Source organism: Paraburkholderia sp. EG286A, from assembly GCF_040965375.1.
In the GTDB taxonomy this organism is placed as follows: Bacteria; Pseudomonadota; Gammaproteobacteria; order Burkholderiales; family Burkholderiaceae; genus Paraburkholderia.
In genome coordinates, this window is record NZ_JBFRCB010000003.1 from 702610 (window position 1) to 722208 (window position 19599).

Below are 19599 nucleotides of genomic sequence, written 5' to 3' on the forward strand. Positions count from 1 at the left end.
GTTGTCCGGCTTATTTGCGTTACTTATTTATCTTCGACACGAAGGATGGCGAGGAAGGCCTCTTGCGGAATCTCGACCGAGCCGACCTGCTTCATCCGCTTCTTGCCTTCCTTCTGCTTTTCGAGCAGCTTCTTCTTACGCGTGATGTCGCCGCCGTAGCACTTGGCCAGCACGTTCTTGCGCAGCGCCTTGATGTTCTCGCGCGCGATGATGTGCGCCCCGATCGCGGCCTGAATGGCCACGTCGTACATCTGGCGCGGAATGATCTCGCGCATCTTCGCCGCGACTTCGCGGCCGCGGTACTGCGACTGCGAACGGTGGACGATGATGGACAGCGCATCGACCTTGTCGCCGTTGATCAGCATGTCGACCTTCACGACGTCGGAGGTGCGGTATTCCTTGAACTCGTAGTCCATCGACGCATAACCGCGCGACACCGACTTCAGACGGTCGAAGAAGTCGAGCACGATTTCCGCCATCGGAATTTCGTACGTGAGCTGCACCTGGCGGCCGTGGTACTGCATGTTGATCTGGTTGCCGCGCTTTTGCGTACAGAGCGTGATGACCGAACCCACGTACTCTTGCGGCATGTACAGGTTCACCGTCACGATCGGCTCGCGGACCTCGGCAATCTTCGAGGGCTCAGGCATCTTCGCCGGGTTCTCGACCTTGATCGTGCTGCCGTCCGCCTGCACGACTTCGTACACCACGGTCGGCGCCGTGGTGATGAGGTCCATGTCGAACTCGCGCTCGAGACGCTCCTGCACGATTTCCATGTGCAGAAGACCCAGGAAGCCGCAACGGAAGCCAAAGCCCAGCGCCTGCGAAACTTCCGGCTCGTATTGCAGCGAGGCGTCGTTGAGCTTGAGCTTTTCGAGCGATTCGCGCAGCGCGTCGTACTGGTTCGCCTCGACCGGATAGAGGCCCGCGAACACCTGCGGCTTCACTTCCTTGAAACCCGGCAGCGGCTCGACCGCCGGCTTCGTCGCGAGCGTGACGGTGTCGCCCACCTTGGTCGCGGCGAGTTCCTTGATGCCGGCGATGATGAAGCCCACCTGCCCCGCCGAAAGCTGCTCGAGGTTGCGCGACTTCGGCGAGAACACGCCGACGTGCTCGACCGGATACTGCGCGCCGGTGGCCATCAGCTTGATCTTGTCCTTCGGACGCAGCGTACCGTTGACGATACGCACGAGCATCACCACGCCCACGTAGTTGTCGAACCACGAGTCGATGATGAGCGCCTGCAGCGGCGCTTCCGGATCGCCCTCGGGCGGCGGCACCTTGGCGATGAGCGCTTCGAGCACGTCTTCCACGCCGAGGCCGGTCTTCGCGCTGCAGCGCGTGGCGTCGGTGGCGTCGATGCCGATCACGTCCTCGATCTCTTCGATCGCGTTCTCGGGGTTGGCCGCGGGCAGGTCGATCTTGTTGAGCACCGGCACGACTTCCACGCCGAGTTCGATCGCGGTGTAGCAGTTCGCCACCGTCTGCGCCTCGACGCCCTGGCTCGCGTCCACCACGAGCAGCGCGCCCTCGCACGCGGAGAGCGAGCGGCTCACCTCGTAGGAGAAGTCGACGTGCCCGGGCGTGTCGATCAGGTTCAGGTTGTAGACCTTGCCGTCACGCGCCTTGTACGTGAGCGCAGCCGTCTGCGCCTTGATGGTGATGCCGCGCTCGCGCTCGAGATCCATCGAGTCGAGCACCTGCGATTCCATTTCGCGGTCGGACAAGCCGCCGCACAGCTGGATGATGCGATCGGCGAGCGTCGACTTGCCATGGTCGATGTGCGCAATGATCGAGAAGTTACGAATATGATCCATTCAGTGCCGATCAAGCGAAAAAGGCGCGCCCCAACGATAGCTGGACACGCCTCGTAAACAGATGAGTAGGGTAGCCCCTATCCCTTCCGGGATAGGGGCCCCCGTGGAACCGGACGTGCGAGTTGTCCCCGCATCCGGCTCGAGCCATACCTTTAAAGGTGTCCCTTTAAAAGCCCCATCATGTCTTTGACGGAGCCGGCTTAGTTACGTTCAAACCCCGGGCATGTACTTGCCGGTGGCAGTTCGGGTGAAGCAGTACCCGATTTGACAGAGAGTTAGTTCCCCCGTACACCTTGTAGATTAGGTGATGGTCGTGCCAACCCGTATCAAACTCGAGAACCTGTTCGCAGAGTGCACATCTGCCCTCTTGCGATGTGTACAGCTTGAACCACTGTCGCAGATAGCCTCTGGATTGCTCCATTCGCTGCTGCCGTAGCTGCTCGCCGTACTGCTCCCATTCCGGATCAAAGGGATTGAAATCCCCTTTCACCTTCTTGTGCCGCTTAATCGCTGTGCCACCGAGGTGATACAGCTCAAGTTGCCCCGTACTACCGTCTACACGTTCTGCAGTGGCAGAGAACACCCAGCCTCGGTCGCCGATCTGGTGGAAGTACTTCCTCCGAATCCAGTCAGCTCTCTTGTTTGAGTGCCGCCGTTTTGCCCACCGCCAGAGCCTCTGAAACAAGAGATGCTCCATGCGGCTGTACGCCTGTTTTGCAACCACGTGATGGTGGTACTGCGCCCATCCTCGCAGCATCGGGTTGAGCGTGCGGATCAAATCCACCTGCTTCACCGTCTTGTTCCCGCTGATCGTTTCCGCCACCTTGCGATAGAACGTCTTCACGTTCTTCTTGCTCGGTTTGATGAGTAGCTTTCCCGAGTATTTCCGGAAATTCCACCCAAGGAAATCAAAGCCTGTGTCTACGTGTGTCGTCCGCGTTTTCTCCTCGGAGAGTTGCAACCCTCTGACCGCGAGGAATGCTTCTACCCAAGGTCTGACTTCCTGCTCCAGTGTCTCTCGCGAGTCACCGGTGATCACGAAGTCATCCGCGTATCGCACCACGTGGACCTTCAGCTTCCTAGCTCGTCCGATTCCAAATTTCGCACCCAAGTGCTCCATAAGGTCTCGTTCGAGCCCGTTCAGCGCCATATTTGCCAGCGTCGGGGAAATGATGCCTCCCTGTGGCGTCCCGGCCTCTGTCGCCTGATACCGGCCTTGATAAATCAGGCCAGCTTTCAGCCATTTCCGCAGGATGCCCCTGTCCATTGGGACATGGGCGACCAGCCAGTCATGGTTGATCCAGTCAAAGCACCCCTTGATATCCGCCTCTAGTACCCATTGGGCAGAACCCCTCTGGGACAAAGAGACAAATAACTGGGACATAGCATCAGCCGTCGAGCGATTTCTCCTGAACCCGTAAGAGTTCGGGTCGCTCGTCGACTCTGCTACTGGCTCCAGGGCCAGCAGATACAGGGCTTGCATCGCTCTGTCCCGCATGGTTGGGATGCCCAGAGGGCGCTCCTTCCCATTGGCCTTGGGGATAAAGACTCTCCGTAATGGCAGGGGCTTGTATCCGCGCCGCTTCAACCTGCCGACAGCTTCCCATCGGCTTTCAGGCGAATCCCACAACTCGCGATCGACTCCAGCCGTTCGCGCACCCTGGTTCTGCGTAACACGTCGTACCGCGTACAGCTTCGCGGACAACGTGCGGGTCAGCATCCGCTGCAGGGCTTTCACCCTGCGCCAGTCGCCTTCCCGCGCCGCCTTCGCAATTCGAATCTGCATCCCTCTCACGTTCCGTTCAATGCGACGCCAATCTACGGCGTGCCAGTTGTCCGGCGCGTGTGAGAGCGCAGACCCATCCTTTCGGACAGATACTCTCATGCTGCTCTCCCGCTTGAAGAAGTGAATCCCATGCGAGGAGCAACACGTCCCTTGCGGGAGCGTTTTGCTCCCGCAAGGGGTAAGAACAACACTGACGACTAGAAAGCCGCCAGCTATCACAATTTCCGCTAGAGGGTAGTCAGCCGTCTTGCGACGGTAGACCAGACGGAAGTCTGCCCGCTTTCGCGTGGGGTAATGTCTCAACCCCTATGCATCCCATTACAGGACGCCTTTCGCTTTCTCCGTCCTCCCATACCCGCACGATCATCAGCGTTCCTTACGGTCCGCCTGCCTGCAATTCTCCGCAGGCAACCATACGGGCTTACCACGTTCCCGACATGTCACACGACTGAGGCAGGTCCTGCCTTTTCCCCGGTGGCTTGAATGACGACGTAACCCGAAGTTCCAGCGAGTTATCCAGCCACGCACCTTTTGGTTAGAGCCCAGCAGCAATTAGCTCTTCAATAGTAACGAGGTTTATCAGCAGTTCACTTATGTTGACCGTTTCAGCCAGCCTTGCTCCGCGCCCCCCGCTGCTGGGGGGCCTCCATGCGCGCGCCTCACGGCGTTCGCGTGCCCGAGACTTCCGGGGGCTACGTTGTCAGAAGAGCTTCACACCCCACCGTTAACCAGTGACGCATGTCTTCCTAGGCTACTGCTGGTCGTACAGCAGGTTCTCTACACTCACCAATGCGCCGGTGAGGCCGAACAATGACACATCGAGCTTTCGCTCGTATCGGCTAGCGAAATCCCCCATCCAGAAGCTGGGGGAAATTGCAAACGTCATCCCGCCCTGTCGGCGGAGAGAACGCCGCTGACTGGGCGGGACCTGACGATAATCAGGTCAATGCAACACGGTCTCCGGCTGACTGCTCCGGTTTCCAATTTCACTACAACGGTGTGTCCCGGTAAGGACACATCTACTACTTCAATTGCGGCCCACAAGGTGACCGCCCGCGGAGGGCATGGTGAGTTTCCTCAATAACCCTCAATAAGATACTTCAGTCGATGCTCCGTAACGTGGAGCAGACGGACACGAGCGTGCGTGTCGCACAAAACCGCACTATTTTAGCCGAAAAGGGGTCCCACGGGCGAACCATCCGGTGATGTAACGGATGTGTCATGGCGCGGGGGCTCGTCTTGCTGCGCCCGCGCGCGCGCGTTTCACGCACCACCCGGCGGCGCCGGCGGCACGCTCGGTGCGTCGGCGCCCAGGCCCAGCGTCGCGCGCACGCGTGCTTCGTCGAGGTGGTAGTGACACAGCTCGATGCCGTCGCAAAGGAGCACCGGCACGAGCTCGTCGTAACGCGCGAGGAGTGCGGGGTCGGAATCGACATCGACGACGTCGAGCCGCGCGCCCGCCGCGGCGGCGAGCGGCTCGAGCGCCACGCGCATCTCCTCGCACAGGTGACACCACGCGCGCCCGTAGAGCACGAGGTGCGCGCTCGCCCGTTCGAGCGCGCCCGGCGCCGCCGACGAAGACCGCATGGGCGTGCGCATCGGCGTTACTTCTGCCCCGGCGCGCGCGGGCGCAGTGGCACGAACTGCGTGTTGTCGCCGCGACGCACGAGCACTGCCACCATCTTCTGCGGGTCGAGATGCGCCGTGACCTCCTGGAACTGCTTCGCGCTGGTGATATCGGTGTCGCCCACGCGCAGGATGATGTCGCCCTTCTGCAGGCCGGCGCGCTGTGCGGGGCCATCGACCGAGTCCACCATCGCGCCGCCCTTGACCTTGAGCTGGGCGAGCTGGTCGGCGGGGATGTCGACCACCGCGATACCGAGCGCGTTCATCGCGCGCGGCTTGGGCTCGGGCGCCTTTTTCTGGTCGGCCTTCGCGCTCTTGTCGGTCTGCATCTCGGCGATCGTGATCGGCAGATCGCGCGTTGCGCCCTTGCGCCAGATCGTCACGGTCGCCTTGGTGCCCGGCTTCGTGTCGCCGACCATGCGCGGCAGGTCGGTCGCGGCGTCGACGCTCGAGCCGTTGAACTTCAGGATGATGTCGCCCGGCTGGATGCCCGCCTTGTCGGCCGGGCCGCCCGGCTCGACGCTGGAAACCAGCGCGCCTTGCGCCTTGGGCAGACCGAGCGAGTCGGCCACATCCTTCGTCACCTCGCCGATGGCCACGGCAATGCGGCCGCGCGTGACCTTGCCCGTGGACTTGAGCTGATCCGCCACGCGCATCGCCTCGTCGATCGGAATCGCGAACGAGATGCCCATGAAGCCGCCGGTGCGGCTATAGATCTGCGAGTTGATGCCGATCACCTCGCCCTGCATGTTGATGAGCGGACCGCCCGAGTTGCCGGGATTCACGGCCACGTCGGTCTGGATGAACGGCAAATAGTCACCCGTGTCGCGTCCCTTCGCGCTCACGATGCCCGCCGTCACGGTGTTCTCGAGGCCGAACGGCGAACCGATGGCCACGACCCACTCGCCCACGCGCACCTTGTTCGAATCGCCCATCGTCACGGCCGGCAGATTGGCGGCCTGGATCTTCACCACGGCGACGTCCGTGCGGTCGTCCACGCCGATCAGCTTCGCCTTGAATTCGCGCTTGTCGGTGAGCGTCACGTAGATGCTGTCCGCGTCGTCGACCACGTGCGCGTTGGTCATCACGTAGCCGTCAGCCGAGAGGATGAAACCCGAGCCGACGCCGCTGTTCTGTTCGGTGTCGTTGCCGTTGTCCGGACCGGAGTCCGAACCGCCGCCCGGGCTTCCGCCCTGGCTGCCACCCTGACCGCCGCCCTGCCCACCCTGCGGCCCTTGCGGGAGCGGAATGCCGAAGAAGCGGCGGAAGAATTCCGACATGTCGCCCTGATCCATGCCCGGCGGCAGGCCGCGCTGAGCCGAGGAGACACGCGTCGTGGTGCGGATATTGACGACCGACGGCCCCACTTTGTCCACGAGGTCGGCGAAGTCGGGCAAGTTGGCAGCCGGCGCCGCCGATGCCACGTGCGGTGCGAACGGCAGGCACGCCGCCACGACCGCGGCCGCGAAGAATTTGCGCAGCGGGAGAATCGTCATATCGAAGTCAGCCGAAGGAAGGAGTTACCTGGGAGCCTTGTATTCTATGGCAGACGCAAACTGCTGCAACGTGGTCTGGGGCACTTCGCCAAGCAACGTGATGAAGTAATCGCCGTTGCGCTTCACGAGCACGTGGGTCGCGCCACTGCTGCCCGAGCCTTCCTTGCGACTGTTGTTCTTGACCGGTTCGATAAACACCGAAAGCGTGGACAGTCCGTCAGAGAATACGGCCTGATCGACCGGAATGGGCGGATCGCTCGCGTCGCGCGCCGCCATCGGCCGGCGCACTTCGCGAATCTTCTGGAAGCCCGGCGCGGCCTGGCCAAACGACCAGCCCTGCGCCTCGATGTCGACCGGCTGGAGCGGCGGGCGCACCACGTTCCAGCCCTCGATATTGCGGATGCCGTTGACGATCGGCGTCTTGTCGACGGGACCGCCGATGCGCACCTGCGTGAACGCGAGCTGCTGGAGCACCTGGCCGTTCGTCGGATCGAGCATCTGCGAGCGCAGCAGCAGACCGGTTTTCGCGTCCGCCCACAGCTTGTAGGCGAAGCGGAAATTGTCCTTCGGGTCGAGCTGGATCACCTGGCTGTCGAGGCCGGCCACCCGGTCGTTGGCGAGCATCTTCGGCTCGTAGACGCCCAGCACCTGATCCCCGCTCGTGGAAAGCAACGCCGGGAAAGCGTCCTTGTTCTGGCGCTTTTCGACGACGAGCAGCTTGCGCTCGGGCACGAAGGTATAGAGATCGTCGTTGTGGCGCAGCATCGTGCGCGGCTTGCCGTCGAGGCTTTCGAGCTTTTCGAACTCGCCGTCCTGCTTCGAGGCGTAGTGCGTGATGCGCGAGGACTGCACGAACTCGCCGCGCTGATAGACGAACGTGCCTTCGTAGCTTTGCTGCTGGGCGGCCTGCTGGATGCGGTCGAGCAACTGCGCCGCGCTCTGGCGCGTGGCGGCATCGGCCGCGGACGCGCCTTGCGCGTGGGCACGCGGGGCGACAGACAGTGCGGTGAACATCACGGCCGCGCAGCACAGGTATGCCGGCAACCGCCCCCAGATTGTCTTTTTATTCAACCGCAATGTCTGCATCAAACTTATTGGCCTTGCGTGGTAAGAGCGGCTGAGCGGACGTACGGCATGGAATCCGATATGACCGGTTGCTGCGCGAACTGCTGGTGCGCCTGGAGATATTCGTCGAGACGCGCGTCGCGGATGATGTTGCCGTCCTGGCCGCCCGCCACAGGCGCCGGCGTGGTGTTCATCGCCACGCGCTGCACGCCGTCGCCCTGTGACTGCACAGCGGCGATTTGCGGCGCGCCGGCCATGCCCACACCGCGCATTTGTGGCATGACGATCCAGGTGAGCGTGGCGGCCGCGGCGGCCACGGCCAGCGACGGCATCACGCGGCGGCGCAGCGCCAGAATGCGGCCCACGCGCTCATTGCGGCCACCCTGCGCCTGCGCCTGCGGCAGCGCGGCCGGCGCGAGCAGATGCGGCTCCGCTTCGAAGCGCGCCGCGAAACCCGTCATGAAGGCGCGGCTCGCGGCCTGGCTGAGGGCCAGATCGTCGGAACGCAGTACGTCGCCGATCAGATGGTACTCCGACCAGGCTGCGCGCCCTTCGCCGTCGAGTTCCAGAAAATTTCCGTTCAGATGCTCCTGCGCCGACGCTTCACCGTCGACGAAGGCGGACAGACGCTCGCCGCGCGAGCTTGATACCGATTGCATCGAGACCGAACCCATGATGCTCCCCATTCCCTAACAGACGTCCCTGTGACACCAACTCATTCTGGTGAATCGCGTCGCCGCCCGGGGCGAAGCTGGTTCTTCTTCTTACCAGCGCTTGCCTTCCGGAGTGTCCAGCAGCGGACGCAATTTTGCCGCAATGGCTTCCCGAGCGCGGAAAATTCTCGATCTGACGGTGCCGATCGGGCACCCCATCATTTCGGCGATTTCCTCGTAGCTTAGGCCTTCTATTTCCCGAAGCGTAATGGCGGTGCGCAGCTCTTCCGGTAAAACCGCCATCGCAGCATTGACCGTCTGTGCGATCTGCTTGCTCATCAACATCGACTCGGGCGTATTGATATCCCTTAGTTGATCAGCGTCCGAGAAAGTTTCCGCTTCTTCAGCATCTGCCTCGGTAGAAGTCGGCGCGCGTCTTCCCTGGGTCGCAAGGTAGTTCTTCGCCGTATTGACAGCAATCCGGTACAACCACGTATAGAAAGCCGATTCGCCACGAAACTGCGGTAGTGCGCGGTAAGCCTTGATAAAGGCGTCCTGGGCCACGTCCTCGACCTCGGCGGGGTCCCGCACGAGGCGCGAGATCAGCCGGATGATCTTGCGGTGGTATTTCGAGACCAGGAGCTCGAACGCGGCCTTGTCGCCTTTTTGCACGCGCTCGACCAGAACCTGATCAATTTCTTTTTCGCTCACCTGAGAAATCCGTTAGCACATGAAGTAGACGTGGGGGCACCATTGTAGCGTCCTCGCCACGGTCTCACGTTACGCGAGTAACAGCGGTTACAAGCTTTACAGCGAAGGGAAGCTCAGCGGCCGGCCGCGCTGCGCGCGCGCACGGCGAGTGTGCGGAAGACTTCTGCCGGAACGGCGTCGGCGGCAACGAGAATCGTCGTGCGGCGTGCGCCCTGCTCCACGACGAGCGCGAGCAGCCACGCGCCCCATTGCGACGCGCCGGCAAGTCGCCCGGCTGCGAGGCAGGCACCGTCGCGCGACCAGGCCGCGAGAAAATCTGACCCGATTTCGAGGAAGGCCGGCTGCTTGCGTCGCCACGCCGCAGCCGCGAGGCCGCCGGTCGCCAGGAACGCCAGCGTGGCGGGCAACGCTTGCCAGACGCCGGACCAGGGTGCGAGCGTCGTGTAGACGGCGGCCGCGGCCACGCCGAGACCCGCGGCAACGAGCAGTTGCAGCGCAAGCGATGGACGCAGGGAAAGCAGCGGCGCGCTCGCGCGCCGCGAGGGGAAAGCAGGAGGAACGCGGCCGGCCGAAGCTTTCGGCGCGGCCGCTGTCTCGTCGTGCGCGATCAAGCGTGGCGCTTGAAGACGAGCGTGCCGTTGGTGCCGCCGAACCCGAACGAGTTCTTCAGCGCGACGTCGATCTTCATGTCCCGCGCGGTGTTCGCGCAGTAGTCCAGGTCGCATGCCGGATCCTGGTTGAAGATGTTGATCGTCGGCGGCGACACCTGGTTGTGCACGGCGAGCACCGTGAACACCGACTCGAGGCCGCCCGCGCCACCCAGCAGGTGGCCCGTCATCGACTTGGTCGAGTTCACGACGATGTCCTTCGCATGGTCGCCGAAGGCGCGCTTGATCGCCGTGGTTTCCGCGAGGTCGCCGAGCGGAGTGGAGGTACCGTGCGCGCTCAGCCAGTTCACTTCGCTGGTGTTGACGCCCGCGTTCTTCATCGCGGCGATCATGCAGCGGCGCGCACCGTCGCCGTCTTCGAGCGGCGCGGTCATGTGATACGCATCGCCGCTCATGCCGTAGCCGCCGATTTCCGCGTAGATCTTCGCGCCGCGCGCCTTGGCGTGTTCGTACTCTTCGAGCACCATCACGCCCGCGCCTTCGCCGAGCACGAAGCCGTCACGGTCCTTGTCCCACGGACGGCTGGCCGTCGCCGGATCGTCGTTGCGCTGCGACAGCGCGCGCGCTGCCGCGAAGCCGCCGATGCCGAGCGGCGAGACGGTCGATTCCGCGCCGCCCGCGATCATCACGTCGCAATCGCCGTATTCGATCAGACGCGACGCTTCGCCGATGCAGTGCAGGCCGGTCGTGCAGGCCGTGACCATCGCCAGATTCGGGCCCTTGAGGCCGTACTTGATCGACAGATGGCCCGAGATCATGTTGATGATCGAGGCCGGCACGAAGAACGGCGAGATGCGGCGCGGGCCGCGGTTGAGCAGCTCGGTTTGCGTGACTTCGATCATCGGCAGACCGCCGATGCCCGAGCCGACGTTCACGCCGATCCGTTCCGCGTTCGCTTCGGTGACTTCGAGACCGCTGTCCTGGATCGCCTGCATGCCCGCCGCGATGCCGTAATGGATGAACGTATCCATATGGCGCGCTTCTTTCGCCGGCATGTAGTCTTCGACGTTGAAGCCCTTCACTTCGCCGGCAAAGCGGGTCGAGAAGTTCGTAGCGTCGAACTTCGTGATGTTGGCGATGCCGGACTTCCCGGCGACCAGATTGGCCCAGCCGTCGGCAACATTATTGCCAACAGGCGAAATCAGCCCCAGGCCTGTAACAACAACTCGACGACGGCTCACGGTAACCCCTTATCCATAGATGACAAAAACAAAAGCCACAGAGGCCACAGGAAATGCTCCTGTGAGCCCTGTGGCTAGTTGACCGGCAGATGCCCCGCAGCGAGTGCGGCAGGCGTATGCGGTTTCACGGGCAAGCGTCCTCGCGGGCCGCCAGCGCACTGCGTTGCGCGGCCCAGGCGGGAATCTGGCGCTTAGGCCTTGACGTTCGCGCGAGCGTAGTCGATCGCTTGCTGAACCGTCGTGATCTTCTCGGCTTCCTCGTCCGGGATTTCCATGCCGAACTCGTCTTCGAGAGCCATGACCAGTTCGACGGTGTCGAGCGAGTCGGCGCCCAGATCGTTCACGAACGAAGCTTCGTTCTTGATTTCAGCTTCGGCGACGCCCAGTTGCTCGGCGACGATCTTCTTGACGCGCTGTTCGATGTTGTCCATTACCCCTCCAAGGGAAAAAAGTTAGCTCATGAATGCGAGTGCGCGCATTTTATCAGGTTTGACCTGGCTGAAAAGCGGCGCTCAAGGTTCCGGAAGGCTATCCGCGAAGGCGCTTGCGCAATGTTTTGCATCAAGCGCATCAAGGCGCGGATAGTACCTGAATCCGGTTAAGACATATACATGCCGCCGTTCACGTGCAACGTCGTGCCCGTGATGTAGGCCGCCTGCGGCGACGCGAGGAACGCGACCGCATGCGCGATGTCGTCCGGGCTGCCGAGGCGGCCCAGCGGAATCTGCTGTTTGAGGGCGGCCTGCTGCTCCGCCGGCAGGTCCTTCGTCATGTCGGTGTCGATGAAACCGGGCGCGACGCAGTTCACGGTGATGCCGCGGCTGCCGATCTCGCGTGCGAGCGCGCGCGTCATGCCCGCCACGCCGGCCTTGGCGGCGGCGTAGTTGGCCTGGCCCGGGTTGCCCGACGAGCCCACCACCGAGGTGATGTTGATGATGCGGCCGCCCTTCGCCTTCATCATCGGGCGCAGCACGGCGCGCGAGAGGCGGAACACCGACTTCAGGTTGGTGTCGATGACCGAGTCCCACTCGTCGTCCTTCATGCGCATCGCCAGGTTGTCCTGCGTGATGCCCGCATTATTGACGAGGATCGCAAGACCGCCGAATTCCTTGACCGTTGCGTCGATCAGCGCTTCCGCTGCAGCGGCGTCGTTCACGTTGAGCACCGCGCCGCGGCCCTTCAGGCCCGCTGCTTCGAAAGCGGCCGAGATGGCCTGCGCGCCGGCTTCGCTCGTTGCCGTACCGATCACCGTCGCGCCCTGGCGCGCCAGTTCCAGCGCGATCGCGCGGCCGATGCCGCGGGTGGCGCCGGTCACGATCGCGGCTTGATTGTCGAGAGTCTTTTCCATCGTTTGAATCCGTTAGCGGTGGTGGCGTAGGCGCTTAAGCCTTCAGAAGCGCGAGCGCTTCGTCGAGCGACTTCGGATCGAGCACCGAGGCGCCGACCAGGTTGCCGTCGATACGCCTGGTGAGGCCCGCAAGCACCTTGCCCGGACCGCATTCGACCACGTGCGTCGCGCCTTGCGCCGCGATGGCCTGCACGCACTCGACCCAGCGCACGGCGCCCGCGGCCTGGCGCACGAGCGCGTCGCGGATCTTCGCGGGGTCGGTCTCGAAAGCCACGTCGACGTTGTTCACCACGGGAATCTGCGGCGCGTTCAGCGTGACGTTCGCGAGGTAGTCGCGCAGCTGATCCGAGGCGGGCTTGAGCAGCGACGAGTGGAACGGCGCCGAAACCGGCAGCGGCAGCGCGCGCTTGGCGCCCTTCGCCTTGGCGATTTCGCAGGCCTTTTCGACCGCGCCCTTGTGGCCCGCGATCACGACTTGCGCCGGCGCGTTGAAGTTCACGGCTTCGACCACGCCGCCGCTCGCAGCCGCGGCTTCCGCGCAGACTGCGCGCACGGTGTCGTCGTCGAGACCGAGCACGGCGGCCATGCCGCCCTCGCCCACCGGCACCGCGCTTTGCATCGCCTGCGCGCGAAAACGCACGAGCGGCACGGCGTCGCGGAATGCGAGCACGCCGGCGGCGACCAGCGCCGTGTATTCGCCGAGGCTGTGGCCGGCGACGATGGCAGGCAGAGGACCGCCCGCCTGCTGCCACGCGCGATAGACGGCGTAAGCGGCGGTGAGCATGACCGGCTGCGTGTTGGTGGTGAGATTGAGTTCTTCGGCGGGGCCTTCGGCGATCAGCTTGCCGAGGTCCTGGCCCAGCGCGTCGGACGCTTCTTGCAGCGTCTCGCGCACGACGGCGCTATCGGCGAAGGCGTCGAGCATGCCGACGGCCTGCGAGCCTTGTCCGGGAAAAACGAACGCGAATTTCATAACGTCCCCAAATTCGTTCAATACGGGTGGGCAATGCGCTCGGATGAACCGCCGCCGGCTGCGCGCGACGTGTTCGTCGTGCGCCAGGACCGGCTGCGGGAGCGCGAGAGCCCGCTCAGGATGCTTAGAAGCGGATGACGGAGGCGCCCCAGGTGAAGCCGCCGCCCACGCCTTCGATCAGCACGTTGTGGCCGCGCTTGATGCGGCCGTCGCGCACCGCAACGTCGAAGGCGAGCGGAATCGAGGCCGCCGAGGTGTTGCCATGCTCGCCCACCGTCACCACCATGCGCTCGGCGGGCAGGCCGAGCTTGCGGCAGGTGCCCTGCATGATGCGGATGTTGGCCTGGTGCGGGATCAGCCAGTCGACCTGGTCGGCGGAGAGCTGCGCCTTGTCGAGCGCCTCGATCGCGACCTTTTCGAGCACGTTCACGGCCAGCTTGAACACGGCCTGGCCGTCCATGTGCAGGAACGCGTTGCCCGCGATCGCGCCGCCGTGCACGTTGCCCGGCGTGCACAGGATGTGCGCGTAGCTGCCATCGGCGTGCAGCGCGCTCGAAAGCACGCCCGGTTCGCTCGACGCCTGCAGGATGATCGCGCCTGCGCCGTCGCCGAACAGCACACAGGTGGTGCGATCGTTGAAATCGAGAATACGCGAGAAGGTTTCCGCGCCGACCACGAGCGCCGTGCGATGCTGGCCGCTGCGGATCAGGCTGTCGGCCACCGAAACGGCGTAGGCGAAGCCCGAGCACACGGCCTGCACGTCGAACGCCGCGCCGTGATTGCGGATGCCGAGCTTGTTCTGCAAGAGGCAGGCCGTGCTCGGAAAGACAAAATCGGGCGTGGAAGTAGCGACGATGATGAGGTCGATCGACTGCGGATCGACGTCGGCGGCCGCGATCGCACGCTGCGACGCCGCAAGCGCGAGATCGCTCGTCGTGACGTCGGGCGCGGCGAAGTGGCGTGCGTGAATGCCCGTGCGGGCCACGATCCATTCGTCGCTCGTCTCGACGCCTTTTGCGGCGAGCCGTTCGGCCAGTTCCTGGTTGGTGACGCGATCAGGCGGAAGATAGCTGCCCGTGCCGATCACGCGGGAATAGAGAGTCGATTGAGCCATTATGCCTTCGAGGATGATGCGGCGCCGGGCGGTACCTCGCCCGCTGCCTGGCTGGGCGCACTGGTAGCCTGCCCCGCCTGCGCGGCTTGCACGTTCTGGGCGCCGCCGGGCTCGTCTGCCGCCTGTTCGAGCGAACCGGCGTTTTCTTCCATGGCGTGCGCGAGGCGCTCCAGCACGCCATTTTTGACGGCATCATACCCGCGATTGATCGCACACTCAAACGCGTAGGCATCGGCCGAGCCGTGGCTCTTGATGACGAGGCTCTTCAGGCCGAGCAGCGCCGCGCCGTTGTACTGGCGATGGTCGACACGCTTCTTGAAGCGCATGAGCACGGGCAGTGCGGCAATCGCCATGAGCTTGGTGAGCCACGAGCGGCCGAACTCTTCCTTGATCATGTCGTTGAGCATCTGCGCGAGGCCCTCCGACGTCTTGAGCGCGACATTCCCAACGAAACCGTCACAGACGATGACGTCGACGGTGCCCTTGTAAATGTCGTTGCCTTCGACGTTGCCGCGGAAGTTCAGCGTGCTCGCGCGCAGGAGCTCGCCCGCGCGCTTGATGGTGTCGTTGCCCTTGATGACTTCTTCGCCGATATTCAGGAGCCCGATGGTTGGGCGATCCTTGCCCTCGAGCGCCGCGACGAGCGCGTGGCCCATCTCCGCGAACTGCAGCAGGTGCTGCGGTTCGCAGTCGACGTTCGCGCCGAGGTCGAGCATCGTCGTGTAGCCGCGCGGGTTCGGCAGCGCGAAGGCGATGGCCGGGCGTTCGATGCCGGGCAACGTCTTGAGCACATAGCGCGACACGGCCATCAGCGCGCCGGTGTTGCCGGCCGAGATGCAGGCTTGCGCCTCGCCCTCTTTCACGCGATTGAGCGCGACGCGCATCGACGAATCTTTTTTCTTGCGCAGGGCGACTTCGACCGGATCGTCCATTTCGACGACCTCGGTGGCGGGCACGACGGTAAGCGCGGGGTGGTCCGACGCCTTCAGCTTCTTCAACTGGGCGCGAACCGCCGACTCGACGCCCACGAGCATGAGATGCGCGTCGGGGTGCGAGCGGACGAAATGGACTGCGGCAGGCACCGTCACAGACGGGCCGTGGTCGCCTCCCATGCAATCTATCGTGAGCGTAACAGTCATGGAATGCGACGGATTTCAGGCATAAAAAAGCGGCAGTTGAATGCCGCCTTTTTGCCGAGCCGAAATATGGTCAAGCGAACGGAATCGTCAGATGCGGCGCCCGGTGTCAAACACCGCGCCGCACGCTGAAACGATTAGTCGTTCTTGGTCTTGACGACTTTCTTGCCGCGGTAGTAGCCGTTCGGGCTGATGTGGTGACGCAGATGCACTTCACCCGTGCTCGGCTCGACGGCCAGCGGCGCGCCCGTGAGGAAATCGTGCGAGCGGTGCATACCGCGCTTCGACGGCGACTTCTTGTTTTGTTGAACTGCCATGATAACTCCTGAAAATTTTCCGAATTCTAACACAGCCCGATCCGGCCGCCGCCACCCTTGGGGGATGGCCGGACTCCGGGCTCAGGCCCACGCGTCTGGTACTGCCTGCCCCGCACAGCCGCCCAAGGCTTGCCTTAGTGCTTGCTGCCAGGACCGTCCTTCTTGAGCGATTCGAGCGCCGCAAACGGGTTGACGCGCTCTTCCGGCTCGATTTCCTGCTCCGGCACGTCGTCCACGGAATCCACGCCCTCCGCGCCGTCGGGACCCGAGGCGAGGCTTTCGTGAATTTCCGGACAGACTTCGTGCTTCGGCACCAGCGGCAGCGCGAGCAACAGCTCCTCTTCGATCAAGTCGACGAGATCGAAATGGCGCGAGCCCACGATCACTTCGACTTCATCGTCGTCGAGCGGAAACTCGTCCGCCTCTTCTTCCGTCTGGACGATACGGAAGGTCGCATCCGCATTGAATGCCTGCTCGTAAGGAGCGAGGCACCGCTGGCACGTGAGCCACGCGCCACCGTGAACTGCAAGCCGCAGGTATGGCTGCGGCCCTTCGGTGCCGTTGTCCTGCAATTCCTGCTGGATAAAGCCCGCAGCCTGCCAGGTGAACGCGGTGTCGCGATCTGGCGCCTCGGCCGGGACTTCGTTTAACATGCGCGGCAGTTGCGAAACGCGCACGACGCCTGCCGCTTCGCGCTCGCTGCGCGCGAATTCGAAGATATCGAAGTCGCGCGGATTCAATTCGGCGCCTGCAGGCTTGCCAGTGTGTTCGGTCATGTGCGCTCTCCTGCTTCAAGGCCTGGGGCGCGGCAAGCGATGCGCGAAAGCCGCCAGCGGCTCGCTGCAATCCAGCTTGTGCCGGCCCTCACAGGTCTCTATCGACCTGCGTTTGCCTACATTCGCCCATCGACACGCTACTGCCGGCAAGGTTTTTCGAGCCGTGACGCCGCTAAATTCAGGCGCCCGCACAAGACGTGCGGCGAGAGCATACGGATGAAAAGCCCAAAATCATATCGCCTTTATCTTTGTGAGTCAAACACTTAAGCTCGCGTACGCAAGTGTCTGTGCGAGCGCGGCTTTCGGGAGCCTCTGACGACGTTTTGCGGGATATCCGCCCCCGTTATCGAGGCGAAATCCACCCGAAAATCGCCAAACCACAGCCGCCTTTTCTCCAGCCACATTCGCAGCCGCTCTCATACTCCGATCGAACATGCAGGATTCTCCCTCGCAGGCCCCGCGCACGGGCCGCCCCGCCCTCATCCTCGCCTCCAGCTCGCGCTACCGGCGCGAGTTGCTCGAGCGTCTGCGCATTCCCTTCGACACGGCCGTACCCGCCGTCGACGAAACGCCGCAGCCCGGCGAAGCGCCCGAAGCGACGGCGCTGCGCCTGGCTGCCGCGAAGGCGCGCGCCGTGGCCGCCGCCCTGCCCGCCAGCGCTGCGCGCACGCTCGTGATCGGCTCCGACCAGGTCGCCACCTTCGATGGCCGCCAGATTGGCAAGCCCGGCACGCACGAACGCGCGCTCGAGCAACTGCAGGCCATGCGCGGCCGCGAAGTGTTGTTCCATAGTGCCCTGAGCGTGCTCGACACCGCGACTGGCCAAACGGATACCGTCGATGTCGTGACGAAGGTGCGCTTTCGCGACCTGCCCGACGCCGCGCTCGACGCCTATCTGCGCGCCGAAACGCCGTACGACTGCGCGGGCAGCGCGAAATCGGAGGGGCTCGGCATCGCCCTGCTCGAAGCGATCGAATCGGATGACCCCACCGCCCTGATCGGCCTGCCACTCATCGCGCTCACGCGCATGCTGCTTGCCGCGGGCTATCCGCTGCTGGAGACGCAAGCATGAGCCTCGGCACCCTCTATCTGATCCCCAACACGCTGGGCGAAGGCGACGATGCCGCGCTCAACGCCGTCCTGCCCACGCCCGTGCGCGAACGCGCGGGCGCGCTCGCCAGCTATATCGGCGAAAACGCCAAGACCACGCGCGCCTTCCTCAAGCGCGTGGGCACGACGCGTCCGATCCAGGAAATCGAGATCCGCGAACTCAATGTCAACACGCCCGCAGGCGAGGTCGACAAGCTGCTCGCACCGCTGCTCGCCGGCATCGACACGGGGCTGGTTTCCGAGGCGGGCGTGCCCGCGGTCGCCGACCCGGGCGCGCTGCTCGTGCGGCGCGCACACGAGCGCGGCATCAAGGTCGTGCCGCTCGTGGGCCCGAGTTCGATCCTGCTCGCGCTGATGGCGTCGGGCCTGAACGGCCAAAGCTTCGCGTTTCATGGCTACCTGCCCGTCGACGCGAACGAGCGCGTGAAAAAGCTGCGCGATCTCGAGCAGATTTCGCGCAAGATCAAGCAGACGCAGATCTTCATCGAGACGCCCTATCGCAACCGCACGCTGCTCGACGCGCTGCTCGCGACCTGCGCGCCCTCCACGCTCGTGTGCGTCGCCGCCGATCTCACGCTGCCCACCGAGACGATCGTGAGCCGCGCCGTGTCGGACTGGAAGAAGAAGCCAGCGCCCGAATTGCACAAGCGGCCGGCGATCTTCCTGCTGCTCGCACATTAAAAGCTTCGGCGCGCAAAAACGAATCGGCCGCTGCGCAACCATCGCGCAGCGGCCGATTTTCTCGAGGACGACGGGAAACGAAAGCGTCGCCGTCGCTCAGTGCACCGATACCTTGCCGCCCATCAGCAGCGAATGCACGGCCGCCGAGCCGATGTTCGCGCCCACGCGCTTCGCTACGCGGTCGGTGAGGCTCTGCTTGACCGTGTAATCGACGACGTCCGGCGCCTTGATGACCTCGCGCGCCACGTAATCGGTGTCGCCGTAGCCGTCCGCGAGGCCGAGCTCCACGCTCTTCTGTCCGGTCCAGAACAGGCCCGAGAAGATATCCGGCGAATCCTTCAGGCGCTTGCCGCGGCCGGCCTTCACGGCGTCGATGAACTGCTGGTGGATCTGATCGAGCATCTCCTGGGCGTGCGCGTCCATTCTCGGTGTGTCGGGCGAGAACGGATCGAAGAAGCCCTTGTTTTCGCCGGACGTACGCAGGCGCCGCTGGACGCCGAGCTTGTCCATCAGGCCGGTGAAGCCGAATCCGTCCATCAGCACGCCGATCGAGCCCACGATACTCGCCTTGTTGACGTAAATCTTGTCGGCGGCCGCCGCGACGTAATAGCCGCCCGAAGCGCACATGTCGCCCACCACCACGTACAGCGGGATGGCCGGGTACTTGGTGCGCAGACGGTGGATCTCGTCGTTGATGATGCCGGCCTGCACCGGGCTGCCGCCGGGGCTGTCGATATGCAGGATCACGCCCGCGGTGCCGTCGTCGTCGAAGGCGCTGTCGAGCGCGCTGATGATGTCCTCGGCGTTCGCCGGGGTGTCGGAGCCGATTTCGCCGTCGAGCGAAACGAGTGCCGTATGGCGCCCCCCACTCTCCACGCGCGCGCCCGAAAGATCGAGGATCGCCCACGCGATCACCACGAACACCGCGAGAAACGCGAAGCGAAAGAAGATGCGCCAGCGCCGCGCCGCGCGCTGCTCGGTGATGGCCGCGAGCGCGATGCGTTCGAGCGCCTCGCGCTCCCAGCCTGGCGCGGGCGCGCCGCGGTCTGACGAAGCCGCGCGGGGCGCTTCGTTCGAATCAGGGGTCGGATTGTCGGACATGCGAGCGGGTAACGGGTCGAAAGGGGTCGATAGTCAGGAA

19 protein-coding genes are annotated in these 19599 nt (G+C 64.0%); 2 read left to right on the forward strand and 17 right to left on the reverse strand.

From position 1 onward, the window contains the following. Positions 1 to 23: 23 nt before the first annotated feature. From lepA to AB4Y35_RS16015, 16 genes are all read right to left on the reverse strand, one after another. Positions 24 to 1817 (reverse strand): translation elongation factor 4, encoded by a 1794-nt coding sequence (lepA, locus tag AB4Y35_RS15940; protein WP_368705037.1) that lies wholly within the window; start codon positions 1815 to 1817, stop codon positions 24 to 26. A 178-nt stretch (positions 1818 to 1995) separates the two neighbouring features. Then, positions 1996 to 3702, reverse strand: coding sequence for a group II intron reverse transcriptase/maturase (gene ltrA, locus AB4Y35_RS15945; protein WP_368705038.1), 1707 nt, complete (start codon positions 3700 to 3702; stop codon positions 1996 to 1998). Between the two features lie 1164 nt (positions 3703 to 4866). Next, positions 4867 to 5202 (reverse strand): glutaredoxin family protein, encoded by a 336-nt coding sequence (locus tag AB4Y35_RS15950; RefSeq protein ID WP_368705039.1) that lies wholly within the window; start codon positions 5200 to 5202, stop codon positions 4867 to 4869. A 5-nt stretch (positions 5203 to 5207) separates the two neighbouring features. Further along, positions 5208 to 6725, reverse strand: a complete 1518-nt coding sequence (locus tag AB4Y35_RS15955) for a DegQ family serine endoprotease (protein ID WP_368705040.1) — start codon at positions 6723 to 6725, stop codon at positions 5208 to 5210. Positions 6726 to 6749: 24 nt separating this feature from the next. Further along, a complete protein-coding gene (locus AB4Y35_RS15960; protein ID WP_368705420.1) occupies positions 6750 to 7811 on the reverse strand; it encodes a MucB/RseB C-terminal domain-containing protein in 1062 nt (353 codons plus the stop codon). Positions 7812 to 7816: 5 nt separating this feature from the next. Next, a complete protein-coding gene (locus AB4Y35_RS15965; protein WP_368705041.1) occupies positions 7817 to 8464 on the reverse strand; it encodes a sigma-E factor negative regulatory protein in 648 nt (215 codons plus the stop codon). Between the two features lie 90 nt (positions 8465 to 8554). Beyond that, the gene (gene rpoE / locus AB4Y35_RS15970) at positions 8555 to 9154 is read right to left on the reverse strand and encodes an RNA polymerase sigma factor RpoE (protein ID WP_027795258.1); all 600 of its coding nucleotides are present in this window, start codon (positions 9152 to 9154) and stop codon (positions 8555 to 8557) included. A gap of 113 nt (positions 9155 to 9267) precedes the next feature. Next, complete coding sequence (locus AB4Y35_RS15975; RefSeq protein ID WP_368705042.1) at positions 9268 to 9765, reverse strand: protein YgfX; 498 nt, start codon at positions 9763 to 9765, stop codon at positions 9268 to 9270. Beyond that, positions 9762 to 11003, reverse strand: coding sequence for a beta-ketoacyl-ACP synthase II (gene fabF / locus AB4Y35_RS15980; RefSeq protein WP_254354937.1), 1242 nt, complete (start codon positions 11001 to 11003; stop codon positions 9762 to 9764). Before fabF ends, AB4Y35_RS15975 begins: the two co-directional genes overlap by 4 nt. Positions 11004 to 11194: 191 nt before the next feature. Then, entirely contained in the window at positions 11195 to 11434 is a 240-nt protein-coding gene (gene acpP / locus AB4Y35_RS15985) for an acyl carrier protein (protein WP_004197638.1), read from the reverse strand. 167 nt (positions 11435 to 11601) lie between these two features. Continuing rightward, entirely contained in the window at positions 11602 to 12351 is a 750-nt protein-coding gene (gene fabG / locus AB4Y35_RS15990) for a 3-oxoacyl-ACP reductase FabG (RefSeq protein WP_368604846.1), read from the reverse strand. Between the two features lie 34 nt (positions 12352 to 12385). Further along, positions 12386 to 13324 carry an ACP S-malonyltransferase gene (fabD, locus tag AB4Y35_RS15995; RefSeq protein WP_368705043.1) on the reverse strand — a complete coding sequence of 313 codons (939 nt, stop codon included), beginning with the start codon at positions 13322 to 13324 and terminating at the stop codon, positions 12386 to 12388. A gap of 124 nt (positions 13325 to 13448) precedes the next feature. Beyond that, complete coding sequence (locus tag AB4Y35_RS16000; protein ID WP_368686617.1) at positions 13449 to 14438, reverse strand: beta-ketoacyl-ACP synthase III; 990 nt, start codon at positions 14436 to 14438, stop codon at positions 13449 to 13451. Continuing rightward, positions 14438 to 15577, reverse strand: coding sequence for a phosphate acyltransferase PlsX (gene plsX / locus AB4Y35_RS16005; protein WP_069262574.1), 1140 nt, complete (start codon positions 15575 to 15577; stop codon positions 14438 to 14440). Before plsX ends, AB4Y35_RS16000 begins: the two co-directional genes overlap by 1 nt. Before the next feature lie 134 nt (positions 15578 to 15711). Next, a complete protein-coding gene (gene rpmF / locus AB4Y35_RS16010; RefSeq protein ID WP_018441573.1) occupies positions 15712 to 15891 on the reverse strand; it encodes a 50S ribosomal protein L32 in 180 nt (59 codons plus the stop codon). A gap of 134 nt (positions 15892 to 16025) precedes the next feature. Further along, on the reverse strand, positions 16026 to 16667 hold the full coding sequence (locus tag AB4Y35_RS16015; RefSeq protein ID WP_368705044.1) for a DUF177 domain-containing protein: 642 nt from the start codon (positions 16665 to 16667) through the stop codon (positions 16026 to 16028). A gap of 433 nt (positions 16668 to 17100) precedes the next feature. Between AB4Y35_RS16015 and AB4Y35_RS16020 the strand changes: the two genes are divergently transcribed. Next, a complete protein-coding gene (locus AB4Y35_RS16020; protein WP_368705045.1) occupies positions 17101 to 17739 on the forward strand; it encodes a Maf-like protein in 639 nt (212 codons plus the stop codon). Beyond that, entirely contained in the window at positions 17736 to 18458 is a 723-nt protein-coding gene (locus tag AB4Y35_RS16025; RefSeq protein WP_368705046.1) for an SAM-dependent methyltransferase, read from the forward strand. The genes AB4Y35_RS16020 and AB4Y35_RS16025 overlap by 4 nt, the downstream gene beginning before the upstream one ends. A 96-nt stretch (positions 18459 to 18554) precedes the next feature. On the opposite strand, the gene AB4Y35_RS16030 is transcribed toward AB4Y35_RS16025, so the two are convergent. After that, entirely contained in the window at positions 18555 to 19559 is a 1005-nt protein-coding gene (locus tag AB4Y35_RS16030; RefSeq protein WP_368705047.1) for a S49 family peptidase, read from the reverse strand. Positions 19560 to 19599: the final 40 nt, after the last annotated feature.